Source organism: Virgibacillus sp. DJP39, assembly GCF_049310925.1.
Lineage (GTDB): Bacteria > Bacillota > Bacilli > Bacillales > Amphibacillaceae > Virgibacillus_F.
Map to the genome: position 1 here is coordinate 23,320 of NZ_JBMERP010000023.1, position 21,318 is coordinate 44,637.

Sequence of the window (21,318 nt, forward strand, 5' to 3'; positions counted from 1 at the left end):
CCGTTTCTACAGTGTTAAACGCACCGTATCCCGTGCAATCATAACTTCCTCATTGGTTGGAATCACAATCACCTTAACTGGGGAATGTGGATAGTTTATAAATGTTTCTTTTCCACGGATTTTGTTTAGTGAGGGGTCCCAGTAAACACCCATAAACTCTAGCCCTGTTAATACTTTTTTCCGAACAACATCACTATTCTCTCCTACTCCTGCAGTGAAGATAATTGCATCTACACCTGACATTCTTGCTGCGTAAGATCCTAAATATTTATGAATTCTTGAGGCAAACACTTCTAGCGCAAGTTCTGCACGCTTGTTCGAATCAGCTTGTTGCTCTATATCGCGTAAGTCGCTTGAGAATCCTGATAAGGCAAGCATTCCACTTTTTTTGTTTAACACGTTAAGTACTTCTACAGCTGATTGATTCGTTTTATCCATGATATATGGAATTAATGCAGGATCTATATTGCCAGATCTCGTTCCCATTGTAACCCCAGCAAGTGGTGTGAAGCCCATTGATGTGTCAATTGATTTGCCATGTTCAATTGCAGCTATACTTGCACCATTACCTAAATGACATGAAATTAGTCTTAATTGTTTTAATGGTATACCGAGCATTTCTGAAGCTCTTTCTGATACATACTTGTGTGAAGCCCCATGGAAACCATATTTACGAATTCCATACTTTTCATAATATTCATATGGCAAACTATATAAATAAGATTTTTCCTCCATTGTTTGATGGAAGGCTGTGTCAAACACTGCTACCATTGGTACATTCGGTAATATTTCCTGGAAAGCACGAATTCCCGTTAGATTTGCTGGATTGTGAAGTGGCGCTAGCTCTGACACTTCATCAATTTCCTTCATAACTTCCTCGGTTATTACCGCCGAGTCCGTAAAACGTTCTCCTCCATGCACAACACGGTGGCCAATAGCATAAATGTCATCCAATGATTGGATTATTCCGATGGAAGTTAACTTTTCCATTATATGTTTTACAGCTTCTTCATGATTCGGTATATCTATAACCATTTTATCTTTATTATCATTAAACTCAATCGTAAATACGGAGTCTGCAATTCCTATACGTTCTACCAATCCTTTAGTCAAGACTTTTTCATCCGGCATTTGAATAAGTTGAAATTTTAACGAAGAACTACCTGCGTTAATTGCTAATATTATTTGCATTTGTGATAATTCCCTTCATTACTTTTCGCTAATTAGGTAGGAAGCAAACCATGTATTCATTTGCCCTAAGATGTCTTCCATACCTTTCGTATTCTTAAGGGAAGGAAGTTTAACAAGTAATGGCTGTTTAGGAGCCTCTGTTTCTTTCCCTTTCTTTTGTAGAATCAAAATACTTTTTGCATTATTTTTTGACCTGAAGGTACTCTCAGGCAAGTGTAGAACGCCTACGATATGTGCGTGTTCATGTAGAAACGATTGAAGTTTATCTGCCTGATCACTTTCAAATAAAAACTCAGGGATAACGAAAATTAAGTATCCACTGTCACGAACATAATTTATTCCTTGCTCTATAAACAGATGATGTGAGTATGAATGGCCTTCATCCGCTTGAAGTTTATAGTGACTTGCGTTTTCGTCGTCGGGATAATAACCAACAGGTAAATCTCCTATCACTATATCAACTGGGTCAAGGAGAAATGGACGCAAGCTATCCTGATGGAAAAAATCAACCGTAAGCTGTTGAAGGTTTGCATTTAGCACAGACAGCTTGAGTAATGTTTGATCAATCTCACTTCCATATCCGGTAGTTTCCTTACCTAATTGATGAATTACGGTTGCTAACAAATTACCTGTACCACTTACCGGATCAAAAATCCGAAGTTTTACTTCAGAACCAGATAATTTCCCTGCTAAGTATCCAACTAAAAGAGCTATACCGTCAGGAGTCATTACATGTTGTTGTTGCGTGGACCCCTTCATACCCTTTAATATTGCGAGCTGAGTCCCTTTTCTAGTTTCATTCGGGGAGTAAGAAGACAAATCGATTTCTTTTAAACGGTCCTGTATATTCTTTGTTAATATTGAATTTTTATCATCAAAAAAATCGTTTTCTAATAGGCTTTCTAACGTTATTAATAAACATTCAAGGTACGGTTCTTCCTTATGTTGTTCAATTAGTTCAGTTGTTTCATCAATCCATTCATATAATAATTCAACTTTTGTTTTTTCCATAGCGTTCCCTCCGTTTTGCCTAATAAAGCGACTCTATTGTAACAAAATGAGGGGGTAAATGTACAAATATATGAAATGCGTTAAAAAACCCCCGCTCAAAAAGAGCTAAGGGGAAATAATCAGATTCAATTTTATTTTGCTGCTTTTGCTGCTTCTAGTGCTTTGGCGTAGTCAGGGTGGTTACTAACCTCTTCAACATATTCAACATATGTTACGGTATTAGTTGAATCAACTACAAATATGGACCGTGCCAACAAACGTAGTTCCTGAATCAGAACACCATATTTTTCACCAAATTCAGCATTACGATGATCTGACAAAAGGTCCAGATTTTCTACTTTGTTTACTGTTCTCCAGCGTTTTTGTGCAAATGGTAAATCCATACTTACTGTAAGCACATGTGCATTTGCAACTTCACTAGCTTCATCATTAAATCGTTTCGTTTGTTCTGAGCATACACCCGTATCAACTGAAGGTACAACGCTTATCAACTTAACTTTATCTTTGTAGTCGTTTAAAGTGACCTCTTTTAAGTCGTTGGACAATACCGAAAAGTTTGGAGCACTATCCCCAACTTTAATTTCCGAACCTAAGAGTGTGACAGGGTTCTCATGAAACGTAACATTAGCCATAACTTCATTCCTCCTGCAAAAAATTTAGTTTCTCTATTTATTATGAGTAATCAAGCATTACATGTCCATTGTTACGACTTTAAAGTGTACATGAATGAGCTAAATCGTATAATTTGATTTAGACTTTTTTTCTTTTTTGTCTTTTTCCTGATCGTCTTTATTCATATCTTTTTGTTTTTCTTTATCATTATTTTTCTGGTTGGATTTACCCAATGACGATTCTTTTAACATCTGCTGAACTTTTTCAGCTACCTGAGGAGCAAAATCAATCATTCTTTCAAAGATATGTGTGTTACCGTCTAAGTGTACCATCTTAATCTCATCACCACTTACTATCAAAAAAGCGACTGGGGTTATTGATACTCCACCACCACTACCACCGCCAAATGGCAATTCAGATTCTGAGTCACTTTGCCCCCCTGATGATTTGCCCTGAAACTCACTACCACCGGCTGCGAAACCAAACCCAACCTTTGAAACAGGAATTATCACACCATCAGGTAATTCAACAGGCTCACCGATTATTGTATTTACTTCTATCATATCTTTAATGTTTTCCATTGCTGTTTTCATCAATCCTTGAATCGGATGTTCACTCATTTTATGTCTTCCCTTCACTAAATTTTATTGTTATTTTTTCACGTTTTGATAACGATCGAAACAGTTTCAATCCACCCAGTGCTGCTTGCCAAAAACGAATTGACATTTTCATCTCAATTTTCGTACTAAATAGGTTTTGTTTAAAGTAAGGTATAACATTAACATTAAGGTCGCAAGCGACATGAGTAGTTTCCCTAAGAAAAGCTAACACTATTCCTTTAATAGACCAAACTCCTCCAGATAACATTCCTGTACTACTAACTTCTCCAGCACCAATTTTTGTATCCCATTGGAATTTGTATATGTACAACCTTTTTAGTAGCCATGATAAACTAGGAATTGTTTTCTTTATCGTGTGTATGAAGATTTTCCCATCCTGCATTATATCTGATAAACTGCTTTCATTTTTAAGTATTTTATCAAGGATAGAATGTTGCTTCTTTTTCGATTTCCCAAGGTCTACTCGGTATAATGGTATTTTTAAAAAGTGAACAGCTAAAAACCCTTGGTGCTTATCATTTAAAAATGAAAAACTGATTGTTACATACAAGTTTGAAAATAAAAAAATAATAACAATAGCCATTAGTATGCAAAAAACTATTAACCACCATGTCATTGCAGACCACTCCCATAAACTTTAGTATTTAACTTCTTTTAAATTTTATACAAATACGACTATCATTGGGATTTAGCGGATAAAAGTGATAAACTAAATGCTACAAAAAGGAGGTTAACTTCGTACATGTCTTATCGTAGAAATATATATTTTTATTACCCACATGAAAAGGATTTACAAGACAAATTGGAACCCTTGTTTGATTTAGCTGAACAGAATGACTTTTCTATTATAGATGATCCTGCAGACGCTAACATAATTGTTAGTATTGGAGGTGATGGTGCCTTTTTACAAGCCGTTCGAAAAACAGGTTTTCGGCAGGATTGTCTGTATTCCGGTATAACCTATTCAGATGAATCTGGTCTTTATTGTGATTTCAATATGGATAACTTTGATGAAATGCTTCATTCAGTTATACATGAAGAAATGGAGGTACGCCGATTCCCTGTTATTAGTGCAACTATAAATGGAGAAACCAGCTTCGATTGTTTAAATGAATTAAGTATTCGTTCAACCATAATCAAAACCATCGTAATAGATGTTGAAATTGATGATAATAAATTCGAGACTTTTCGTGGGGATGGCCTTATTATTGCTACTCCAACAGGAAGTACAGGTTATAATAAATCAATAGGCGGTTCTATAATTGATCCAAGAATCCCATGCTTCCAGGTATCAGAGCTCGCATCATTAAACAATAACCGATATCGTACACTTGGTTCATCTTTTGTTTTAGACAAGAACCGTAAACTTACACTTAATGTTGTCCAGGATGGAAACAACTACCCTGTAGTAGGTATGGACAACGAGGCATACCCAGTACGGATGGTGGAAAGTGTTACAGTTACATTAAGTGACAAAGTAATTAAAACCGTCAAACTAAAAAATAATTCCTATTGGGACCGTGTCAAACGAACATTCTTATAAGGACAAACTCCAAGAAAAAAAAGAAATCCTAACCACAAATTTAGTAGTTAGGATTTCTTTTATAAACAACTTCACCATTAATGACAGTCATCGCTACATCGATTTCATGAATACGCTCAGGATCGGTCTGAAATATATCTTCTTCTAAAATCGTAAAATCAGCAGTATACCCATCAATTAGTTTTCCTCGGGACGTTTCCTGATTTATAGCATACGCACTTCCACTTGTATAGATACCCAGTGCCTCATAAACCGATAATGACTGTTCCGGATTGTACACTTGTCCATCGAAAGAAGCTCTCCGCAAAATTGCTGCTTGAATACCAAGTAGAGGACTAACTTCTTCAATTGGAGCATCTGAGCTTCCTGCAAGATGTACATTTTGATCAATCATTGTTTTCCATGCATAAGCAAGTTTTAACCGCTCTTTACCCAGTCTCTCGATTGCCCATGGGAAATCAGATGTTACAAACAAAGGTTGTATATCCACTGCAACAGGTAACTTCTTTAAAAGGTCAAGAGCTCGGTTGTTCAATATTTGACCATGGATGAGACGATCCCGGCGTCCGTTAGGTAAAGGGTTACGATCAATTAGTGTAAGAACTTCTTCAGCCGCCCGGTCACCAATTGCATGAACTGCTACCGGTAAGCCGTGACTTCTGGCTTCCTTAATCACTTTTTCTAAGTTAGCTGTGCTTAGAATTGATACACCTTCATTACCAGGATCATCGCTGTATTCTTCTGTTAGCCATGCAGTCCTTCCACCAATTGCACCATCCGCAAAAATCTTAACGGCTCCCAGCTCCACGTAATCAGAACCATCCAACCATCCAAGTTTTTGTTCAAGCATATCGTGAAGAACCTCATGATGGACAAGTAAGTGTGCTTTGAACTTTTTATTAACACCATCAATACCATCGAGAAAAGCTTTGTACGTTTTATTAAAACTGCCATAATAACTTAGATCTTCACTATGCCCGCCAACTAAACCTTTTGATACCAAATCATCAACAGCAATTTCGATTACTTTCTGCAAGTAATCCTGTGAAACACTTGGCAGTGACTTTTTGATTAAATCCTGGGCTGTATCTAGGAAATATCCTGAAACTTCTCCTTTATTATCACGCACAATTATTCCGCCCTGAGGATCTGGTGTATCATTTTTTACGTTAGACAGTTCAACTGCATGCGTATTGGCTAAAAGTGCATGGCGACAAACTCGTGTTAACATTAGTGGGTTATTCGGACATATCTCATCCAATTCTGAGCGATGGATAATAACTGGATCTTCCCACTGGTTTTCGTTCCACCCCTCACCAATCAACCATTCTCCCTCTGATAAATTGGCAGTTCGGTTTCGTAACGTTTCCTTTACTTCTTCTGCAGATTTTAACTGAGACAAGTCAAGTCTTAAAAGCTTTTCGCCGTGCATTAATATATGCAAATGACTGTCAACGAGCCCTGGCAGCATGGTTTTCCCATGCAGGTTAATTTCATTTGTAATATGATTAAAATAACTGTGATACAATTTTTCATAAGTGCCTACAGCTACAATCTTATCATTTTCGGTATATACAGCCTCAACTGCATCTCCCTCATGCTGCATTGTGTAAATATTACCACCAAACCATAAATTCCCCATGATCCATACCTCATTTCTGACTTTTATCTTATTTAATCAACAGATAACTTTTAAAAGTACTAATGGTAATATCCTGTGGTCCATTTTTTTAGAATAGGTCCTGAAATTTCTCGTCCTCTTTATTCCTTTTATCTTTAGTGAATTTAATGACTTCTGTTCCATCAACCGCATCCTGAAGTATCTCTTCATAGGAAAGAGAAGACTCAAAATAACTTACTTTCTCACGTTGTGGTTTAGTTTTAGGAGCTTTTGGAACAAATATAGTACAACAGTCCTCATATGGACGAATAGAAATATCGTACGTATTAATCTTTTTAGAAATATCAATAATATCTAGCTTATCCATTGTAATTAGTGGTCTTATAACAGGATAATTAGTGACCTCATTAATAGCATTCATACTTTCCATTGTCTGACTTGCCACTTGCCCGAGACTTTCTCCCGTTGTCATAGACAATATAGATTCCTTTTTACAAATTGCTTCACTAATGCGAAGCATCATCCTGCGCATAACCGTCATGGAATACCGATCAGGTATCTCCTGAAAAATCAATTGTTGGAGTTTTGTAAACGGTACAATGTGTAGATTAATGGAAGCACCATAATTAGTTAATTCAGAAGCAATATCAAATACTTTTTGCTTTGCCCTTTCACTAGTAAATGGCGGTGAATGAAAATGAATTGCTTCGATAGCAACCCCACGTTTCATCGCTAAATAACCTGCAACCGGGCTATCAATTCCACCTGACAATAGCAACAATGATTTACCTGATGTACCGACAGGAAACCCACCTGCACCTTTAATTACTTCAGAAGTGAGATAAGTTGCCTCTGTTCGAATCTCTATCTTTAAATCTAAGTCAGGATGGTGAACATCTACCGTATAGTCCGAGGAATTTATTAGCAGATGTGCACCAACCTCCCTATTAAACTCCTGTGATCCGATAGGAAAAGACTTATCAATCCGTTTAACACTAATTTTAAATGTTTTTGTATTTTCACTATTTGTCAGGGCATATAATGCGGCATCTTTTATCTGTTGCTCATCATTTGGTACTTTGATAGCTAAGCTCAAGCTTTGAATTCCAAATACTTCCTTACATTTTTTCATAACTGGATTAGGATCATGACCTTGCAGCAGGACAAACATTCTTCCCTGCGTCCGTTTTACTTTGATACCAGGAAATTCAGCTAATGTATTTCTTAAATTGTCTTGTAACTTACTATAGAATTTCTTTCTGTTTTTGCCCTTTAAGGCCATTTCGCCGTAGCGAATTAATATATGATCAAATTCCATGTTTTATCTACCTCACTACTTTTTTCAATTCCTTTATTGCTATTTCAAGTGCCGTCACAAATTCAGTCAGTTCCACTTTTGTAGTGTCATAGGACATACTCACTCTAATACCAGATATCGTCCGTTCTTCATCAAAGTCTAAAGCAGCAAGCACTCTGCTCTCGTCACTAAGCTTAGATGAACATGCTGATTTTGTAGAAATAAAGATGCCCTTCTCGCCAAGTGTATGAATCAAGACCTCTGGTTTCAACCCTATTACCGAAAAGTTAATGATGTGTGGTGCAGCTTCTAAAGGTGTATTAATTACTACATGATCTATAACTGCTATTCTCTCCATTAAATAATTACGTAATTCCAGCAAATGACTTCCATCCTGTTTTTGACGTTCAAAAATTAATCTTATAGCTTTTGCCATAGCTACTGCACCTGCTAGATTTTCCGTTCCAGAACGTACTGATTTTTCCTGACTGCCACCGTGGAAAAGTGGAAATAGCTTAGTACGGTTGGAAATGTACAAGATTCCAGTGCCTTTAAGGCCGTGTATTTTATGCCCTGACATAGTACATAAATCAATTCCACTATTCTTTATTTGGAGTGGGACCTTACCTAGCCCCTGAATATGGTCAACATGAAAAAATAGCTTAGGGTGCTTTTTTGCAAGTTCCCCTATTTCACGAATAGGCTGTACAGAACCAATCTCATTATTAACGTGCATAACACTGATTAATATGGTATCTGGTCTGATAGCTTTGGCTACGTCGCCAACTGCCACAATACCATTTTTGTCGACTGGTAAATACGTGACATCGAACCCTGATCTCTCAAGCGACTGACATGCTTCATAAACAGAGGGGTGTTCAATTTGAGTTGTAATAATATGTTTGCCTCGAAGTTGATGTTGGAATGCGATTCCTTTAATTGCCATATTGTTTCCCTCTGTACCACCTGATGTGAAAATAATTTCGCTTTTCGCCACCTCAAAAATAGCCGCAACTTGTCCTTTAGCCTTTAGCAACAATTGTTCCACCTCACTACCTAATTGGTGAATCGACGATGGATTAGCAAAAAAGCTCTCTGAAACTTGGTTAAAACTTTGTAGCACAGATGGATTTGGTTTAGTTGTTGCACTATTATCTAAATAAATCATATGATAATCTCCTATTTGCTTAGTTTTATCGGCATTATTAACAATAATGAAGGCTGGCTTAGGAATAAGGAATGAAACCTCATTTCATAAGACAGCCTTTGTTATTCTTTACTTGTTATGCCCGCCAGCAATTCATCAATTGAGATTCGCTTTTTCAGTATATTTACGGTCCAATTTATTTCTTTATTATGTTGTTGATATCTTACAGTACCTTGTTTCATTTTATACATTATCTTTTCTTTGTCAAATTCACTATATAGAAACTTCCTGGTATTCCTCAATACGTTTCAGTGCCCCTGGTTCAATTTCTTCAACTGCTTTTGCTGCATGTTCAAGGGAAAGCTCATATTCATAGGATCTAAATAAACGTTCAGATTCCGCAAGTTTCCCTGCTAAAAGTGGATACCTGCTTCGGTACCTGTTTGCATACTGAATAACCTGTTCTGTTAAGTAGGCTTGATCCATTATAAAATCTGTCTGATCTGTTGCATGTTCAACACTTTTGCTAGCTTCAGCCAGTGCTTGTTGAACTGCTGCCATATCAAGTGGTTTCGTTTCCAGTGCTTTTAATACACGGTCATTTTTTTGACTCGTTACTTCTATTAAGTCCCAAATAAAGTTTGGTACACCTGGTAAATTACTTTTCTTCAATTTTCGGATAGTGTTGTACACCTGCGTTTTCATTTCGTTTAATTTCTCTTTTGCTTCTAGTTCATCTTTTCTTAGATTATGGATGAAATTAAGAAAATCTTCATGTTGTTCAGTTAACAGTTCAACATGTTGAAAGTTCCCATCAAGCTTGTCACGTATTTGCATGTGGGGCACTTCATTGTCATCTACGTTTTCTTTGATTTCAACAAGTTGTTTCTTAAGTTGATTAATTGTTTTCTCAAGCGCTAAATACTTTTCCATATCACTATCTTCAAAGTAGTATGCTTGCTTTAATTCTTCCACTTCTTGTTTCGTCTCTGTAAACGAATTATCCAATTCATTTAAACTATGGCTGTAGGCTGGTACTTTGCTTTCTATGTAACTTTTCGCTATAGCCTCGTTTTCCAGAAGCTGATACATATCTTTCACACGTTCATCGATTTCTGCAATTGATTCTTTCACAACAGCGACATTACCTTTTTCCAGTGAAGTAACACAATCTAGTAAACGCTGGTGATAATCACGAATTTCCTTTTCAAATCCGAGGTGTTCGATTCGATAACCATCTTCTTTCATATCTTTCATACCGGATATCAAGTCATCTAATTGAGAAGGAAGTGTTTGCTTACAGTTTTTATATAAAACCGGAAACTCATCCATTTCCACTTGCAGTTCCTCTAACTGAACTCTTAATTGACTTACTATCTGCTGTGCCTCCAGATAATCACCTGATTCAGTCATCTCATGATACTTTCTAAGACTATCTTCTACCTCGTCAAGCTCTACATCAAAGCGGGCTTCCGCTTTCCCATACTTATAACGTGTTTGTGATAATTTCTTTCTCAAAGCCTTAATTTCAGGCTCTAATCCAGCGATTTCTTTTCTGCTTGATTCTTCTGAGTTCACAAGTTCTTCTAACTCAAGTAACATCCTGTCAATTTCTTTTTCTATCGATTCTAATGTTTGTTCAACTGTTCGCAGCGTCTTTTTCGCGGTAGAAAAACGGTAGCGATCAGCAGCCTCTTCGGCATCGAATAAATACTCTTCAATATCAGGTAATTGTTTTGTAACAATGTATTCCCAATGTTCTTTCCACGATTCAAACTTTTCCTGCGTTTCTCCTGATAGGTTTAAGCTTTTAATACGTGCAAACTGTGAAGCAACATTACGATTCATTATGTCCATTTTCCAGCTCTCATGCCGATCAACAACATCATATACTCTTTTTCGTAATATTAGTCCAACAATAATTAGTGTAATTATAACAAGTATGATTCCTATGATATATGCCATATTTAAGCCTCCTAACTATATTCCTGTATAAGAGGATGTTAATTTCGATTCTCTACAAGAACAGGTACCGTTTAAGTTTCATTTGTTGTTTGGTTAGCTCCTAATACACTTAGTTCTTCCAAATATTAGCGAGCAATTGTGGCTTTTTTAAGTAAAAAACTATAATTCTGTGATTATTATTCTTATGATACCATGTAAATAACATTTTTGGCTAAAAAATTACAAATAATTTGCCGATATTACATATTTTTTGTCAATTCGTATGTTGGGATGACTGAGAGGTCACAAAATCCAACCATTTATGGATAACTTTTGTATAATTTTTCGCGAATAAATCGTGAGAGGTTTTTCCGGCTACCTGGTCTTTCCACTCATTTTGTAATAGATAAGGCGTGATTAACATTCCTTTTAATTGCATGAGCATAAACTGATGTTCCGTGTTATTTTTGTGCCCTTGTGGAAAACTATCAAAAAAGATATTACTGATAAAGTAATTTTCCTTGGCTAAATATGTCACTGCCATCTCTCTGACAAATACCGTATCTATTGAAAGCTCTCTATGAATAAAACAAGAAAATTGATGATTGTTTTGTTTATAATGTATAATAGCCTGTATTAATAATTTCAATTTATCTATAGGTGCTTCTGTTTCTGAATCTATTAGTATCTCTTCCATCTTATTCAAGTAACTTTCATAGTAACTTGTTACGGCATGTTCTAATAAGCCCTGTTTACTTTTATAATAATAGCTAATTAGAGACACATTAACAGAGGCTTTATCAGCTATATCTCTAACTGAAGTTCCATGAAAGCCTTTTTGAAAGAACAACAATGAAGCAGCATCTATTACTTTTTTCTTAGTTGGATTATTTTTCATTAAATTCAACTCCTTATAGTTATTTTACGACATAGTAGCCTTTAATCCTTCAATTTCTTCTCGACAATTAATGCAAAGGTTACGTCGAAACTTATCGAACGAAAGGAAAATGAATATGTTTAAAGCAAGTAATTACTCAGGAAACCGAGTGAAAGATTATGAATTATTACTACAACAAACTAAAGCACTTCTTGATGGTGAGCCGGACCATATCGCCAATCTATCCAATGCATCTGCACTTCTAAACCAATTTTTAGAAGATGTAAACTGGGTAGGATTTTATATTTATAAGGAAAACGAATTAGTCCTGGGGCCATTTCAGGGTCTACCAGCATGTATTCGCATCCCAAATGGGAAAGGTGTTTGCGGAACGGCAATTGAAAAAAAGGAAACACAACTAGTTGCAGATGTTAACACATTTCCAGGTCACATTGCATGTGATAGTGCCAGTCAGTCAGAAATTGTAGTACCTTTAATTGTAAATGGGAACATCTATGGTGTATTAGATATAGATAGCCCTAGTATTAACCGGTTTGATGAAACTGATAAAGAATATATAGAAAAATTCGCAGGAATCGTGCAATTGTCCTTAAACTAGTCTTTATCGTAAGTTTTCTCGCAGTTGATACAAAATGCGACATAACTAAAAATCATGTTCGATGTCCTGCAATCGCTGCGGAAAAATCACTACGCGCACCTTAGGGCTTGCGCTGAGCCTCTTAGGGTCGCAAAGACCCCGCAGAGTGGTTTTCTCGAGGTGGCCGAGGCCGTACCCGCGGAAAGCAATGGTCCGCAGCGGAAAACAACTCAGCGATACGTCGCAGTTTATAGATTTTGTGTCAAAAATAATCAGCCTTAAACTAAAATAATAACGAATGCTTCCTTTGTGGAAGGCATCCGTTATTATTTTTCTATACAATTGATATTAAACTGGTTTAGAATCACAGTTTTCCGGCACTTCCTTAACCACACAATTTTTCCCGGTGTTTTTAGCAGCATATAGGGCCTTATCTGCTCGAATAAATAAATCTTTGACATTTACCTCCATAGTTGAATTCCAGGTTGCAACCCCGCAGGACAATGTTACTTTAGGTTCTGTAAAACTTTCAGCTTGTTTTCTTATTTGTGTTGCAATTTGGACACCTTCACTAATAGTTGCATTAGACAAATAGATTGCCAGCTCTTCCCCACCCCAACGAGCAGGAACGTCACTCTCGCCTGTATGGGCTCTTACAATAGAAGCAATTTGTATAATCACTTCATCCCCGATATGATGACCAAAAGTGTCATTTATTCGTTTGAAATCATCAATGTCGAGAATAACCAAAGTGCCCTTTTCATCTATTTGAAAATGTTGTTGTATTTCATCTTCCAAATAATTACGAGAATATAGCTTCGTTAAGTAATCAGTTATTGCCACTGCTTTCAGCTTTTCATTCAATATCGAGTTTGTCAGTGCTAATGTGAAGTGTTGTACAAGCGATTGCATAAGTTTGAAGCAATCAAACGAAAAAGCATATTTATCCTGGTGAATGACAATTATTACTCCATGTATTGTTCCAGCATGTAACATGGGAATCGCCATTACTGAAGAAAAAGGGAAATCAGCTATTTCTTTTGTATAATCCCCGCTTATCTGCGGTTCCTTATTTTCCATAACCTGATTAAAAATGAAATCAGCGTGTTTTTCTCCTTCACTAGTAAAGAAATAATCTGTACTCCCAGACAAAATGTTAATCATATGGTCTTGAGTTTCACCAGTATAAATAAAACCAACCTGTGTTGCCCCACATGCTTTAATTATTTTTTCCCGAACTATGGTTGTTATCTCACCAATATTTAAATTTGAATTCAATGCATGTGTCGCATCATTTATAAGCTTTAGATCCTCAACCAAATGCTTTGAGTACTGATAAAGTGTGGCACTTTCAATTGCGTTCCCAGCTATCGTTGCAAATTGTGCAATAAACTCAAGTTCCTTTTCTGGAAATTCAACGTTATTCGGTGTGATAATTTGCAGAACACCATATACTCCTTGCTTCCCCTTTAATGGTGCATACAAATAAGTTTTTTTCTCTTTAACACGATCCTCTAATTGTACCTCTCCAGTTATAAAGGCTTGTGTACTAACTCTTTTAGTTGCATCATCACTATATTCTATCGTTTTAATAGGTAAGTCCTGCACTTCCTCATAATCCTGTGAGAGCAATATATGGTAATGAAAGTAAGGATATAGTTTTTCCATTCCTTTTGTGATTTCTGTTAAAATATTTTTTTTGGACATCACTGAATAAAATTTAGTAGTTATATCAAATAAGAATGCATTTTTGGTTCCTTGCTCTTTCCGCATTTGGTTTTCATTCATTATTTTAAGTAGCCTATTAAATTCGGATTGAACCATTTCTAGCACTTTATTTGTAAATCTTTTGTCATTTGACTGGTACCCTATAAATAGAAAAGCATCAGGAATTGTTTCAGCATGTAAAAGAACAATTTTGCTATCCAAAGTAGTTGCTTTCACAAAAATTGCATCTGAAGTATTAGTACTATTTGTTTCAATTAAACAATCCTTTATGTTCTGATCTTTGAATGGCGTTTTTTTTAACTCATTATGTAGTTCTCCTGTGACCCTCTCGTATGTCTGTTCCCAATAGTTATATGAATAGAGTGCCACATATGCAACTTGAAGCATCTCCTGCATTTGAATAGAGACCTTGTCCAATAATTCTAAATAAGAACGTGTCCCCATATCTGATATTAGTTCAAAGAAAATATTCCTCATATTTTCCTTTAGTTGATTTTGATCCATCATTTATGATCACCTATCAAAAAAATAAATTTGAAATAATTGAAATCCAAGTGTGCAATATTTCATTTTCGTATATCCATTATATATCAATTACTAGTTTTTTCCTACTTAATTATTTATAAAAACTTGTGATTCAACCTTCACCTCCGTACAGGGTTTCCAACGAAAAGATTGACATCCAAGTTCAAAGATTATATACTATTCTTTGTGTAAAATAAATAAGGTAGCCTTTGTGAACCAACGCTTGTTATCATTTTGTTCCTCATTATTATATGAGGTGTATCGTGTAACTCTCTGCTGCTGGAGCGATGGTACATGAAAACAAAATGAGCAACGTACTGGAACACGGTCGCTTATTTTATGCAAATAAAATAATAAAGGAGTATGTCCCATGTCACGTTATACTGGATCAGTATGGAAAAAATCACGTCGTCTTGGTATTTCATTATCCGGAACTGGTAAAGAATTAGAAAAACGTCCTTACGCACCTGGTCAACACGGACCTAACCAAAGAAAGAAAATCTCTGAATACGGCTTACAACAACAAGAGAAGCAAAAACTACGCTTCATGTATGGATTGAATGAACGTCAATTCCGCAACTTGTTCACAATTGCTGGTAAACAAAAAGGTATCCATGGTGAGAATTTCATGATTCTTCTTGAATCACGCCTTGATAACCTTGTATACCGTGCAGGCCTAGCGCGTACACGTAGTCAAGCTCGTCAGCTTGTAAACCATGGCCATGTAACAGTAGATGGTAGACGCGTTGATATCCCATCTTACCGTTTAAAACCAAATCAAGTATTTAGCTTACGTGAAAAATCACAAAAGCTTGATATCGTTAAAGAAGCTATTGAAGTAAATAACTTTGTTCCAGATTATCTAACATTTGATGCAGATAAAATGGAAGGAAGCTATACTCGCTACCCTGAGCGTACAGAACTTCCAGCTGAAATCAACGAAGCACTTATCGTTGAATTCTATTCACGTTAATATTGCTGGTAAATTTAACAGCCGAGAAACGTTTTATAAAACGTTTCTCGGCTGTTTTGTTATATACTTAGAAAACTCGCCTTATCGCTAAGCCTTATTGGCTATAGCCCTGGTTCCACTTATGCTGAAAGAAAGCTTTATACTTTTTTTACTGCCTAAAAAAACCTAAGCTCTCATAAATGAGGAACTTAGGTTTACAGCTTATTTTATAATTCTAAAGATTAAAGGGAACTTATATCTTTCGCCACTATAAGCTTTAAATAGCGCTATCAATGTAAATACAAATGCCATGATTCCAACAACCCAAATAAGTATTATACCAATTAACACAAGAATTAGAACTGCACTAATTACAGCATAGACAGTATACGATATAAAAAAGTTAAAGTATTCTTTACCATGGTAATCGATAAACTCTGAATCATCTCTTTTTAACATCCAAATTATTAATGGCCCTAAAATTGGAAAAGGAAAACTTACTAGATAAATCAACATTCCAAATAAACGTTCATCATTTGTTGACATCTCATTTCACCTCATTTTATTATTGCTCTTTTCATAAGCTTTGTTGTTTAAAATCTTCGTAATTGATGCAAACTGCGACACAACTAAAAATAGTGTTCGATGCCCTGCAATCGCTTCGGAAAAATCACTTCGCTTTCCCGCAGGAGTCTTGGTGTTTTACCTCCACTAACACGATGTTTCAACAGTACTGTATGGCTCACTTATTATTAGTTGATTGGAGTGGAGGACGTTGACTCCTACGAAAACAGCACGAGTCTGAAGAACCCGCAGAGTGGTTAGATAGTGAGGGCCAACTAAGACCGTCCTTTGCGGACAACATCGGCATACCCCTTGTCGGGGCAAGGAGGCTGAGTCCGTGCCCGCGGAAAGCAACGGTCCGCAGCGGAAAACAACTCAGCGCATACGTCGCAGTTTATAGATTTTATGTCAAAAACAACATTCTTTTAGAAAACAGCCTTATTATTTAACTATATCTAACTAAGAAATACTTTTTCTTACCTCTTCTGATTATTAGGAACGTATCTTCAATTCGGTCCGCTTCCTTAATAATATGCTGCAAATCCTGATTTCTTTCACCATTTATATAAATAGCACCATTACTTATATCTTCTCTGGCCTGTCTTTTTGATGATGATATCTTAGCATCTACAAGTAAATCAATTAAGCTAATATCCTCTTTAGTCAGATGATGTGTTGGGACATCTTTAAATCCCTGTTCAATCTCTTGACCAGAAAGAGATTTTAAATCTCCACTAAATAACGAAGCAGATATTTTTTGTGCCTGTCCAACTGCTTTTTGTCCATGAACAACTCTCGTGATTTCTTCTGCTAAACGCTTCTGGGCTATACGTTCTTCAGGTTTTTGTTCTACAGTCTGTGCAAGTGATTCAACTTCTTCTTGCTCTAAGAAAGTAAAATACTGGATGAACTTGATAACGTCGCGGTCATCGGTATTATACCAGAATTGATAAAATTCATATGGTGTTGTTTTCTCTGCATCAAGCCAAATAGCTCCACCAGCGGTTTTTCCAAATTTAGTACCATCGGCTTTAGTTATTAAAGGAACAGTTAATCCAAATACTTTCGTCTCTTCCTCCAGGTTTTCTCGCGAGCGACGAATCAATTCCATCCCAGCTGTAATATTTCCCCATTGATCACTTCCACCAATTTGCAATGTGCAATTCTCTTGCTCGTAAAGTTTCAAATAATCAAGTGATTGTAAAATCATGTAACTAAATTCGGTAAATGAAATGCCTTGTTCGATTCGAGCAGAGACAGACTCTTTTGCCAGCATGTAATTGATACCAAAGTGTTTTCCAGCATCGCGCAGAAAATCAATTACTGTCATACTCGCTAACCAGTCATGATTGTTTCTTGCTACTGCAGCATTTTCACCGTTGTCAAAGTCTAAAAGGTTGGCTAATTGTTTCTTGATTTTTTCGCTGTATCCCTTAACGACATTGTCTTCATTTAAAGATCTTTCAGATGAGCGACCACTTGGATCACCTATCATTCCAGTTCCACCGCCTACTAATGCTATCGGTCTATGTCCTGCCTTTTGAAACCTTTTTAACATGTAAACCGGCAAAAGGTGTCCAATATGTAAACTGTCCGCAGTTGGATCAAAACCACAATATAGCGTGACTTGGTTCTCTTTCAAATGTTTTTCCAAACCTGCGTGATCCGTTGTTTGATGAATCAATCCACGTTTTTCAAGATCCTGTAATACAGTCATCTTTCTTTCCACTCTCCTATTAAAATACTTTTTAATTGTTTTCAAAACTAAAAAAACTCCCCCTTTATAAAGGGACGAGAGTTTTTCGTGGTACCACCCTTGTTGCATATAAATGCCACTTTGGGTTTTTTAACGATGTGTTTTCACCGTTTTCCGCTATAGAAAAAGCTCCAGATTGTAATTCGAAGTAACTATTACTGACTTTCATTACTCATCAGTTCTCTTGAAAAGGGGTTTGCTTTCCTACTTCGATCCTTCATAGCATATGTATATACAATTATTATTCATTGTATCAATATCTTACTTTAAATTGCAATATTTTCGAATGAATTTATGTGCTTAAAGTACTATGAGCACCAACTTAATTTAATTAAGGAATTTCTATTTTTTCAAAACAACTAGTATGGTATAATATGGTGTGAATATTTAGGAGGTCTAAATATGGATAAAATAAAAGCATTTATAGATAAATCATATCAAAAGCTATCAAACCTATGGAACCAAGGTAAAATACAACGTACTTCAAGAGTTACATATGACGTTACTTGGAATATAGTTTTATTTTTTATCATTATAGGTTTTGTTGGGTTGTTTTTTGCAGGTGGTGTGGGAGCTGGATATTTTGCTTCGCTAGTAAAAGATGAACCGATTCGTAGCTATGAAAGTATGAAAAAAGATATTTATAACTACGAAGAAACGTCAGTATTATACTTTGCAGAAAACAAATACTTCGGTGATATCAGGTCTGATATTATGCGGGAAGAAGTAAAGCTTGAAAATGTTTCAGATACATTAATTGATGCCGTTATAGCCACTGAAGATCGTGAATTCAGACAACATGATGGAGTCGTTCCCAAAGCAATCTTACGCGCTGTTGTGCAGGAAGCAACAAACGCAACTGTTAAAACTGGTGGAAGTACGTTAACACAGCAGTTAATTAAAAATCAAATTCTAACTAATGAGGTTTCATTTGAACGTAAAGCAAAAGAAATTCTATTAGCTTTAAGGTTAGAGCGATCCTTTGACAAAGATGAAATACTGGAAGCCTACCTAAATATTATTCCTTATGGTCGTGAGGCCTCAGGTAGAAATATTGCAGGTGTACAAACAGCGGCACAAGGGATTTTCGGAATAGATGCTAAAGATGTTAATCTCCCTCAAGCAGCCTATTTGGCCGGACTTCCACAGAGTCCATCATATTATACCCCTTTTGAAAACAGTGGTGGGTTGAAGAAGAAAAGCGCACTACAGCCCGGTATAGACAGGATGAAGACTGTACTGGACAGTATGTATGAGGCAGAATATATATCTAAAAAAGAATATACAATGGCGTTAAACTATGACATTGTTGCAGATTTCACTTTAGAGTCTAAAACTCCAATGGATAAATACCGATACTTGATGTTCGAAGCAGAAAATCGTGCGAAGAAAATTCTTACAGAACACATTGCTTCAGAAGATGGTTATACAGTGGAAGACTTAGAAAAAGATGAAAAACTAAATGAAGAGTACAGGATTTTAGCTGATCGTGCCCTGAGAAAAAATGGATACAAGGTTCATACAACTATTGATAAAGAAACCTATATTGCTTTTCAGGAAATTGCTAAGAACTATAAATATTACGGACCTAAAAGCAATTGGCGTTATACTGACAAGAAGACCGGTGAGCGTATAAAAGTAAATGAACAAGTTCAAACTGCTGGTATGTTAATTGAAAATTCAACTGGAAAAATTATTAGCTTTGTTGGTGGGCGTGGTTACTCGCAGGACAATCAGTTAAATTATGCAACTGAAGCTTACCGACAAAACGGAAGTACAATGAAGCCATTGCTTGTTTATGGACCAGCATTTGATATTGGCGCAGCTCAACCAGCTACCGCTCTTGGTGATGTTAAAGCTACCTTTAACATGCCGAATCAAAAAGACTATGTAGTAGACAACTACTCACTCAACTACCATGGAATTGTCCCTGCCCGTAAGGCACTTGCTGAATCATTTAATATACCCGCGATAAGACTCTATGAAAAAATTTATCAAGGAGATATGGTTAGCAAATATTTAGATAAAATGGGTATTACAAACATTGGTGATAAGGAGTTTTCTCATCTTGCCCTGGGAATAGGTGCAACTACAAATGGGGTTAGTATAGAAGAAAACATTAATGCTTACGATACATTTGCCAATGGTGGTAAATTTGTTGATGCTTATATGATAGATAAAATAACAACTAAAGATGGAAAAGTAATTTACCAGCATGAATCTAAACCAGTAAAGGTATTTTCTCCACAAACAGCATATTTAACGCTTGATGTTTTACGTGATGTACTTGAATATGGAACTGGTACCTACTTGAAGACACAGTTAAACAATAACAGTGTTGATTGGGCTGCAAAAACCGGAACATCTCAAGGTTGGGATGATCACTGGTTTGTCGGCTTCAATCCAAATGTCACAATGGGAACCTGGATTGGTTATGACACTCCTCATAGTCTAAATAACTGTTCAAGTTGTATGCCATATTACCAAAGAAACATAAAACTTTGGGCTGAGCTTGTAAACAAAGCTACAGAGTTAAATCCGGAGTTAATGGCACCTAAAAATAATTTTGAGCGTCCGAAAGGAATTGTATCAAGAAGTTACTGTGCCATTTCTGGAAAACTGCCATCTGATTTATGCAGCAAAGCTGGATTGGTATATTCAGATATATTTAATGCGAAATTCATACCAAACAGTACCGATGATAGCCTAATAACTGGCGCTTTTGTCATGGTGGATGGAAAGGCAATTGTCGCAGGACCTCGTACACCTGAAGAATTTGTAAACGGTGATGGTCTAACATTTAACCCTGAGTTTTTAAAGGAAAAAAAATATGATATATTAAATGATTTAACAGATCTATTTCCTTTCCGTGATCATGCTAAATGGCAAAAAATAGGTGTACCTACTGGCGAAATTGGTACAGCTATTGAGGATGATGGTAAAGCACCTGCTGCTCCAGCCTTGCTTAAGAAATCAAGCAGTAATTTAGTTTGGAGCGAATCAAGCAGTAAGGACGTTGTAGGTTATCGAATCTATCGTGCACCAAACCCAGATGGAGCATTTTCGTTAATCGGAAGTACAACAAATACTAGCTTTGGAATCGGCGGTGGCAAAGCAGTATACCTTGTAAAATCCGTAGATTATTTTGGATTAGAATCAAAAAAATCTAACGAAGTAGTGGTTGGAGACTTTAGTAAGCCAGAGCCTAAGCCTGATAAACCGAAGAAGCCAGACGATCCACCGAAGCCACCTGGTGAACCTGGGGATCCACCAGAGCCTGAGGATCCACCTGTTGACGGTGATGGTCCAACTCCGCCAGCGTAATTGGAGTT

General features: G+C 36.4%; 18 protein-coding genes and 1 other annotated feature. Of the genes, 4 read left to right on the plus strand and 14 right to left on the minus strand.

All coding sequences use genetic code 11. From position 1 onward, the window contains the following. Positions 1-6: 6 nt before the first annotated feature. From ACOI1D_RS09715 to ACOI1D_RS09735, 5 genes are all read right to left on the minus strand, one after another. A complete protein-coding gene (locus ACOI1D_RS09715) occupies positions 7-1,191 on the minus strand; it encodes an acetate kinase (protein ID WP_422501081.1) in 1,185 nt (394 codons plus the stop codon). Between the two features lie 18 nt (positions 1,192-1,209). Further along, the gene (locus ACOI1D_RS09720) at positions 1,210-2,202 is read right to left on the minus strand and encodes a class I SAM-dependent methyltransferase (protein ID WP_422501082.1); all 993 of its coding nucleotides are present in this window, start codon (positions 2,200-2,202) and stop codon (positions 1,210-1,212) included. 131 nt (positions 2,203-2,333) lie between these two features. Next, positions 2,334-2,834 (minus strand): thiol peroxidase, encoded by a 501-nt coding sequence (gene tpx / locus ACOI1D_RS09725; protein WP_422501083.1) that lies wholly within the window; start codon positions 2,832-2,834, stop codon positions 2,334-2,336. A gap of 99 nt (positions 2,835-2,933) precedes the next feature. Next, positions 2,934-3,434: a GerW family sporulation protein gene (gene ytfJ, locus ACOI1D_RS09730; RefSeq protein ID WP_422501084.1), complete on the minus strand. Its 501-nt coding sequence runs from the start codon at positions 3,432-3,434 to the stop codon at positions 2,934-2,936. Position 3,435: 1 nt separating this feature from the next. After that, positions 3,436-4,050, minus strand: coding sequence for a DUF2953 domain-containing protein (locus ACOI1D_RS09735; protein ID WP_422501085.1), 615 nt, complete (start codon positions 4,048-4,050; stop codon positions 3,436-3,438). Positions 4,051-4,176: 126 nt separating this feature from the next. Here ACOI1D_RS09735 and ACOI1D_RS09740 point away from each other — a divergent pair, with 126 nt between their 5' ends. After that, entirely contained in the window at positions 4,177-4,977 is an 801-nt protein-coding gene (locus ACOI1D_RS09740) for an NAD kinase (protein ID WP_422501086.1), read from the plus strand. A 40-nt stretch (positions 4,978-5,017) separates the two neighbouring features. On the opposite strand, the gene ACOI1D_RS09745 is transcribed toward ACOI1D_RS09740, so the two are convergent. The 6 genes from ACOI1D_RS09745 to refZ all read right to left on the minus strand — a co-directional run bounded on the left by ACOI1D_RS09745 (position 5,018) and on the right by refZ (position 11,884). Next, a complete protein-coding gene (locus tag ACOI1D_RS09745) occupies positions 5,018-6,619 on the minus strand; it encodes an amidohydrolase (protein ID WP_422501087.1) in 1,602 nt (533 codons plus the stop codon). A gap of 88 nt (positions 6,620-6,707) precedes the next feature. Continuing rightward, positions 6,708-7,916 carry a tRNA uracil 4-sulfurtransferase ThiI gene (gene thiI / locus ACOI1D_RS09750; RefSeq protein ID WP_422501088.1) on the minus strand — a complete coding sequence of 403 codons (1,209 nt, stop codon included), beginning with the start codon at positions 7,914-7,916 and terminating at the stop codon, positions 6,708-6,710. 7 nt (positions 7,917-7,923) lie between these two features. Further along, positions 7,924-9,063 carry a cysteine desulfurase family protein gene (locus tag ACOI1D_RS09755; RefSeq protein ID WP_422501089.1) on the minus strand — a complete coding sequence of 380 codons (1,140 nt, stop codon included), beginning with the start codon at positions 9,061-9,063 and terminating at the stop codon, positions 7,924-7,926. A gap of 101 nt (positions 9,064-9,164) precedes the next feature. Continuing rightward, on the minus strand, positions 9,165-9,293 hold the full coding sequence (locus ACOI1D_RS09760; RefSeq protein ID WP_422501090.1) for a hypothetical protein: 129 nt from the start codon (positions 9,291-9,293) through the stop codon (positions 9,165-9,167). Between the two features lie 22 nt (positions 9,294-9,315). Next, a complete protein-coding gene (gene ezrA, locus ACOI1D_RS09765; protein ID WP_422501091.1) occupies positions 9,316-11,007 on the minus strand; it encodes a septation ring formation regulator EzrA in 1,692 nt (563 codons plus the stop codon). A gap of 253 nt (positions 11,008-11,260) precedes the next feature. After that, a complete protein-coding gene (refZ, locus tag ACOI1D_RS09770; protein ID WP_422501092.1) occupies positions 11,261-11,884 on the minus strand; it encodes a forespore capture DNA-binding protein RefZ in 624 nt (207 codons plus the stop codon). A 115-nt stretch (positions 11,885-11,999) separates the two neighbouring features. Between refZ and ACOI1D_RS09775 the strand changes: the two genes are divergently transcribed. Then, on the plus strand, positions 12,000-12,482 hold the full coding sequence (locus tag ACOI1D_RS09775; protein ID WP_422501105.1) for a GAF domain-containing protein: 483 nt from the start codon (positions 12,000-12,002) through the stop codon (positions 12,480-12,482). A gap of 327 nt (positions 12,483-12,809) precedes the next feature. On the opposite strand, the gene ACOI1D_RS09780 is transcribed toward ACOI1D_RS09775, so the two are convergent. Beyond that, entirely contained in the window at positions 12,810-14,693 is a 1,884-nt protein-coding gene (locus ACOI1D_RS09780; protein ID WP_422501093.1) for a diguanylate cyclase domain-containing protein, read from the minus strand. A 391-nt stretch (positions 14,694-15,084) separates the two neighbouring features. On the opposite strand from ACOI1D_RS09780, the gene rpsD reads away from it, so the two are divergent. After that, positions 15,085-15,687 carry a 30S ribosomal protein S4 gene (rpsD, locus tag ACOI1D_RS09785; protein WP_422501094.1) on the plus strand — a complete coding sequence of 201 codons (603 nt, stop codon included), beginning with the start codon at positions 15,085-15,087 and terminating at the stop codon, positions 15,685-15,687. A 201-nt stretch (positions 15,688-15,888) separates the two neighbouring features. Here the strand turns inward: rpsD and ACOI1D_RS09790 are convergent, their stop codons facing one another. Next, on the minus strand, positions 15,889-16,212 hold the full coding sequence (locus tag ACOI1D_RS09790; RefSeq protein ID WP_422501095.1) for a DUF4870 domain-containing protein: 324 nt from the start codon (positions 16,210-16,212) through the stop codon (positions 15,889-15,891). Positions 16,213-16,675: 463 nt separating this feature from the next. Next, entirely contained in the window at positions 16,676-17,947 is a 1,272-nt protein-coding gene (tyrS, locus tag ACOI1D_RS09795) for a tyrosine--tRNA ligase (RefSeq protein WP_422501106.1), read from the minus strand. Between the two features lie 67 nt (positions 17,948-18,014). After that, positions 18,015-18,216 (minus strand) — a binding site (T-box leader). A gap of 172 nt (positions 18,217-18,388) precedes the next feature. Between tyrS and ACOI1D_RS09800 the strand changes: the two genes are divergently transcribed. After that, positions 18,389-21,310 (plus strand): transglycosylase domain-containing protein, encoded by a 2,922-nt coding sequence (locus tag ACOI1D_RS09800; RefSeq protein WP_422501096.1) that lies wholly within the window; start codon positions 18,389-18,391, stop codon positions 21,308-21,310. Positions 21,311-21,318: the final 8 nt, after the last annotated feature.

Coding starts and splice junctions, on each gene's coding strand:
- ACOI1D_RS09760 (WP_422501090.1), bottom strand. CDS start 9,293: ATGTATAAAATGAAACAAGGTACTGTAAGATATCAACAACATAATAAA.
- tpx (WP_422501083.1), bottom strand. CDS start 2,834: ATGGCTAATGTTACGTTTCATGAGAACCCTGTCACACTCTTAGGTTCG.
- ezrA (WP_422501091.1), bottom strand. CDS start 11,007: ATGGCATATATCATAGGAATCATACTTGTTATAATTACACTAATTATT.
- refZ (WP_422501092.1), bottom strand. CDS start 11,884: ATGAAAAATAATCCAACTAAGAAAAAAGTAATAGATGCTGCTTCATTG.
- ACOI1D_RS09775 (WP_422501105.1), top strand. CDS start 12,000: ATGTTTAAAGCAAGTAATTACTCAGGAAACCGAGTGAAAGATTATGAA.
- ACOI1D_RS09800 (WP_422501096.1), top strand. CDS start 18,389: ATGGATAAAATAAAAGCATTTATAGATAAATCATATCAAAAGCTATCA.
- thiI (WP_422501088.1), bottom strand. CDS start 7,916: ATGGAATTTGATCATATATTAATTCGCTACGGCGAAATGGCCTTAAAG.
- ACOI1D_RS09715 (WP_422501081.1), bottom strand. CDS start 1,191: ATGCAAATAATATTAGCAATTAACGCAGGTAGTTCTTCGTTAAAATTT.
- ACOI1D_RS09720 (WP_422501082.1), bottom strand. CDS start 2,202: ATGGAAAAAACAAAAGTTGAATTATTATATGAATGGATTGATGAAACA.
- ACOI1D_RS09790 (WP_422501095.1), bottom strand. CDS start 16,212: ATGTCAACAAATGATGAACGTTTATTTGGAATGTTGATTTATCTAGTA.
- rpsD (WP_422501094.1), top strand. CDS start 15,085: ATGTCACGTTATACTGGATCAGTATGGAAAAAATCACGTCGTCTTGGT.
- tyrS (WP_422501106.1), bottom strand. CDS start 17,947: ATGACTGTATTACAGGATCTTGAAAAACGTGGATTGATTCATCAAACA.
- ytfJ (WP_422501084.1), bottom strand. CDS start 3,434: ATGAGTGAACATCCGATTCAAGGATTGATGAAAACAGCAATGGAAAAC.
- ACOI1D_RS09755 (WP_422501089.1), bottom strand. CDS start 9,063: ATGATTTATTTAGATAATAGTGCAACAACTAAACCAAATCCATCTGTG.
- ACOI1D_RS09735 (WP_422501085.1), bottom strand. CDS start 4,050: ATGACATGGTGGTTAATAGTTTTTTGCATACTAATGGCTATTGTTATT.
- ACOI1D_RS09780 (WP_422501093.1), bottom strand. CDS start 14,693: ATGGATCAAAATCAACTAAAGGAAAATATGAGGAATATTTTCTTTGAA.
- ACOI1D_RS09740 (WP_422501086.1), top strand. CDS start 4,177: ATGTCTTATCGTAGAAATATATATTTTTATTACCCACATGAAAAGGAT.
- ACOI1D_RS09745 (WP_422501087.1), bottom strand. CDS start 6,619: ATGGGGAATTTATGGTTTGGTGGTAATATTTACACAATGCAGCATGAG.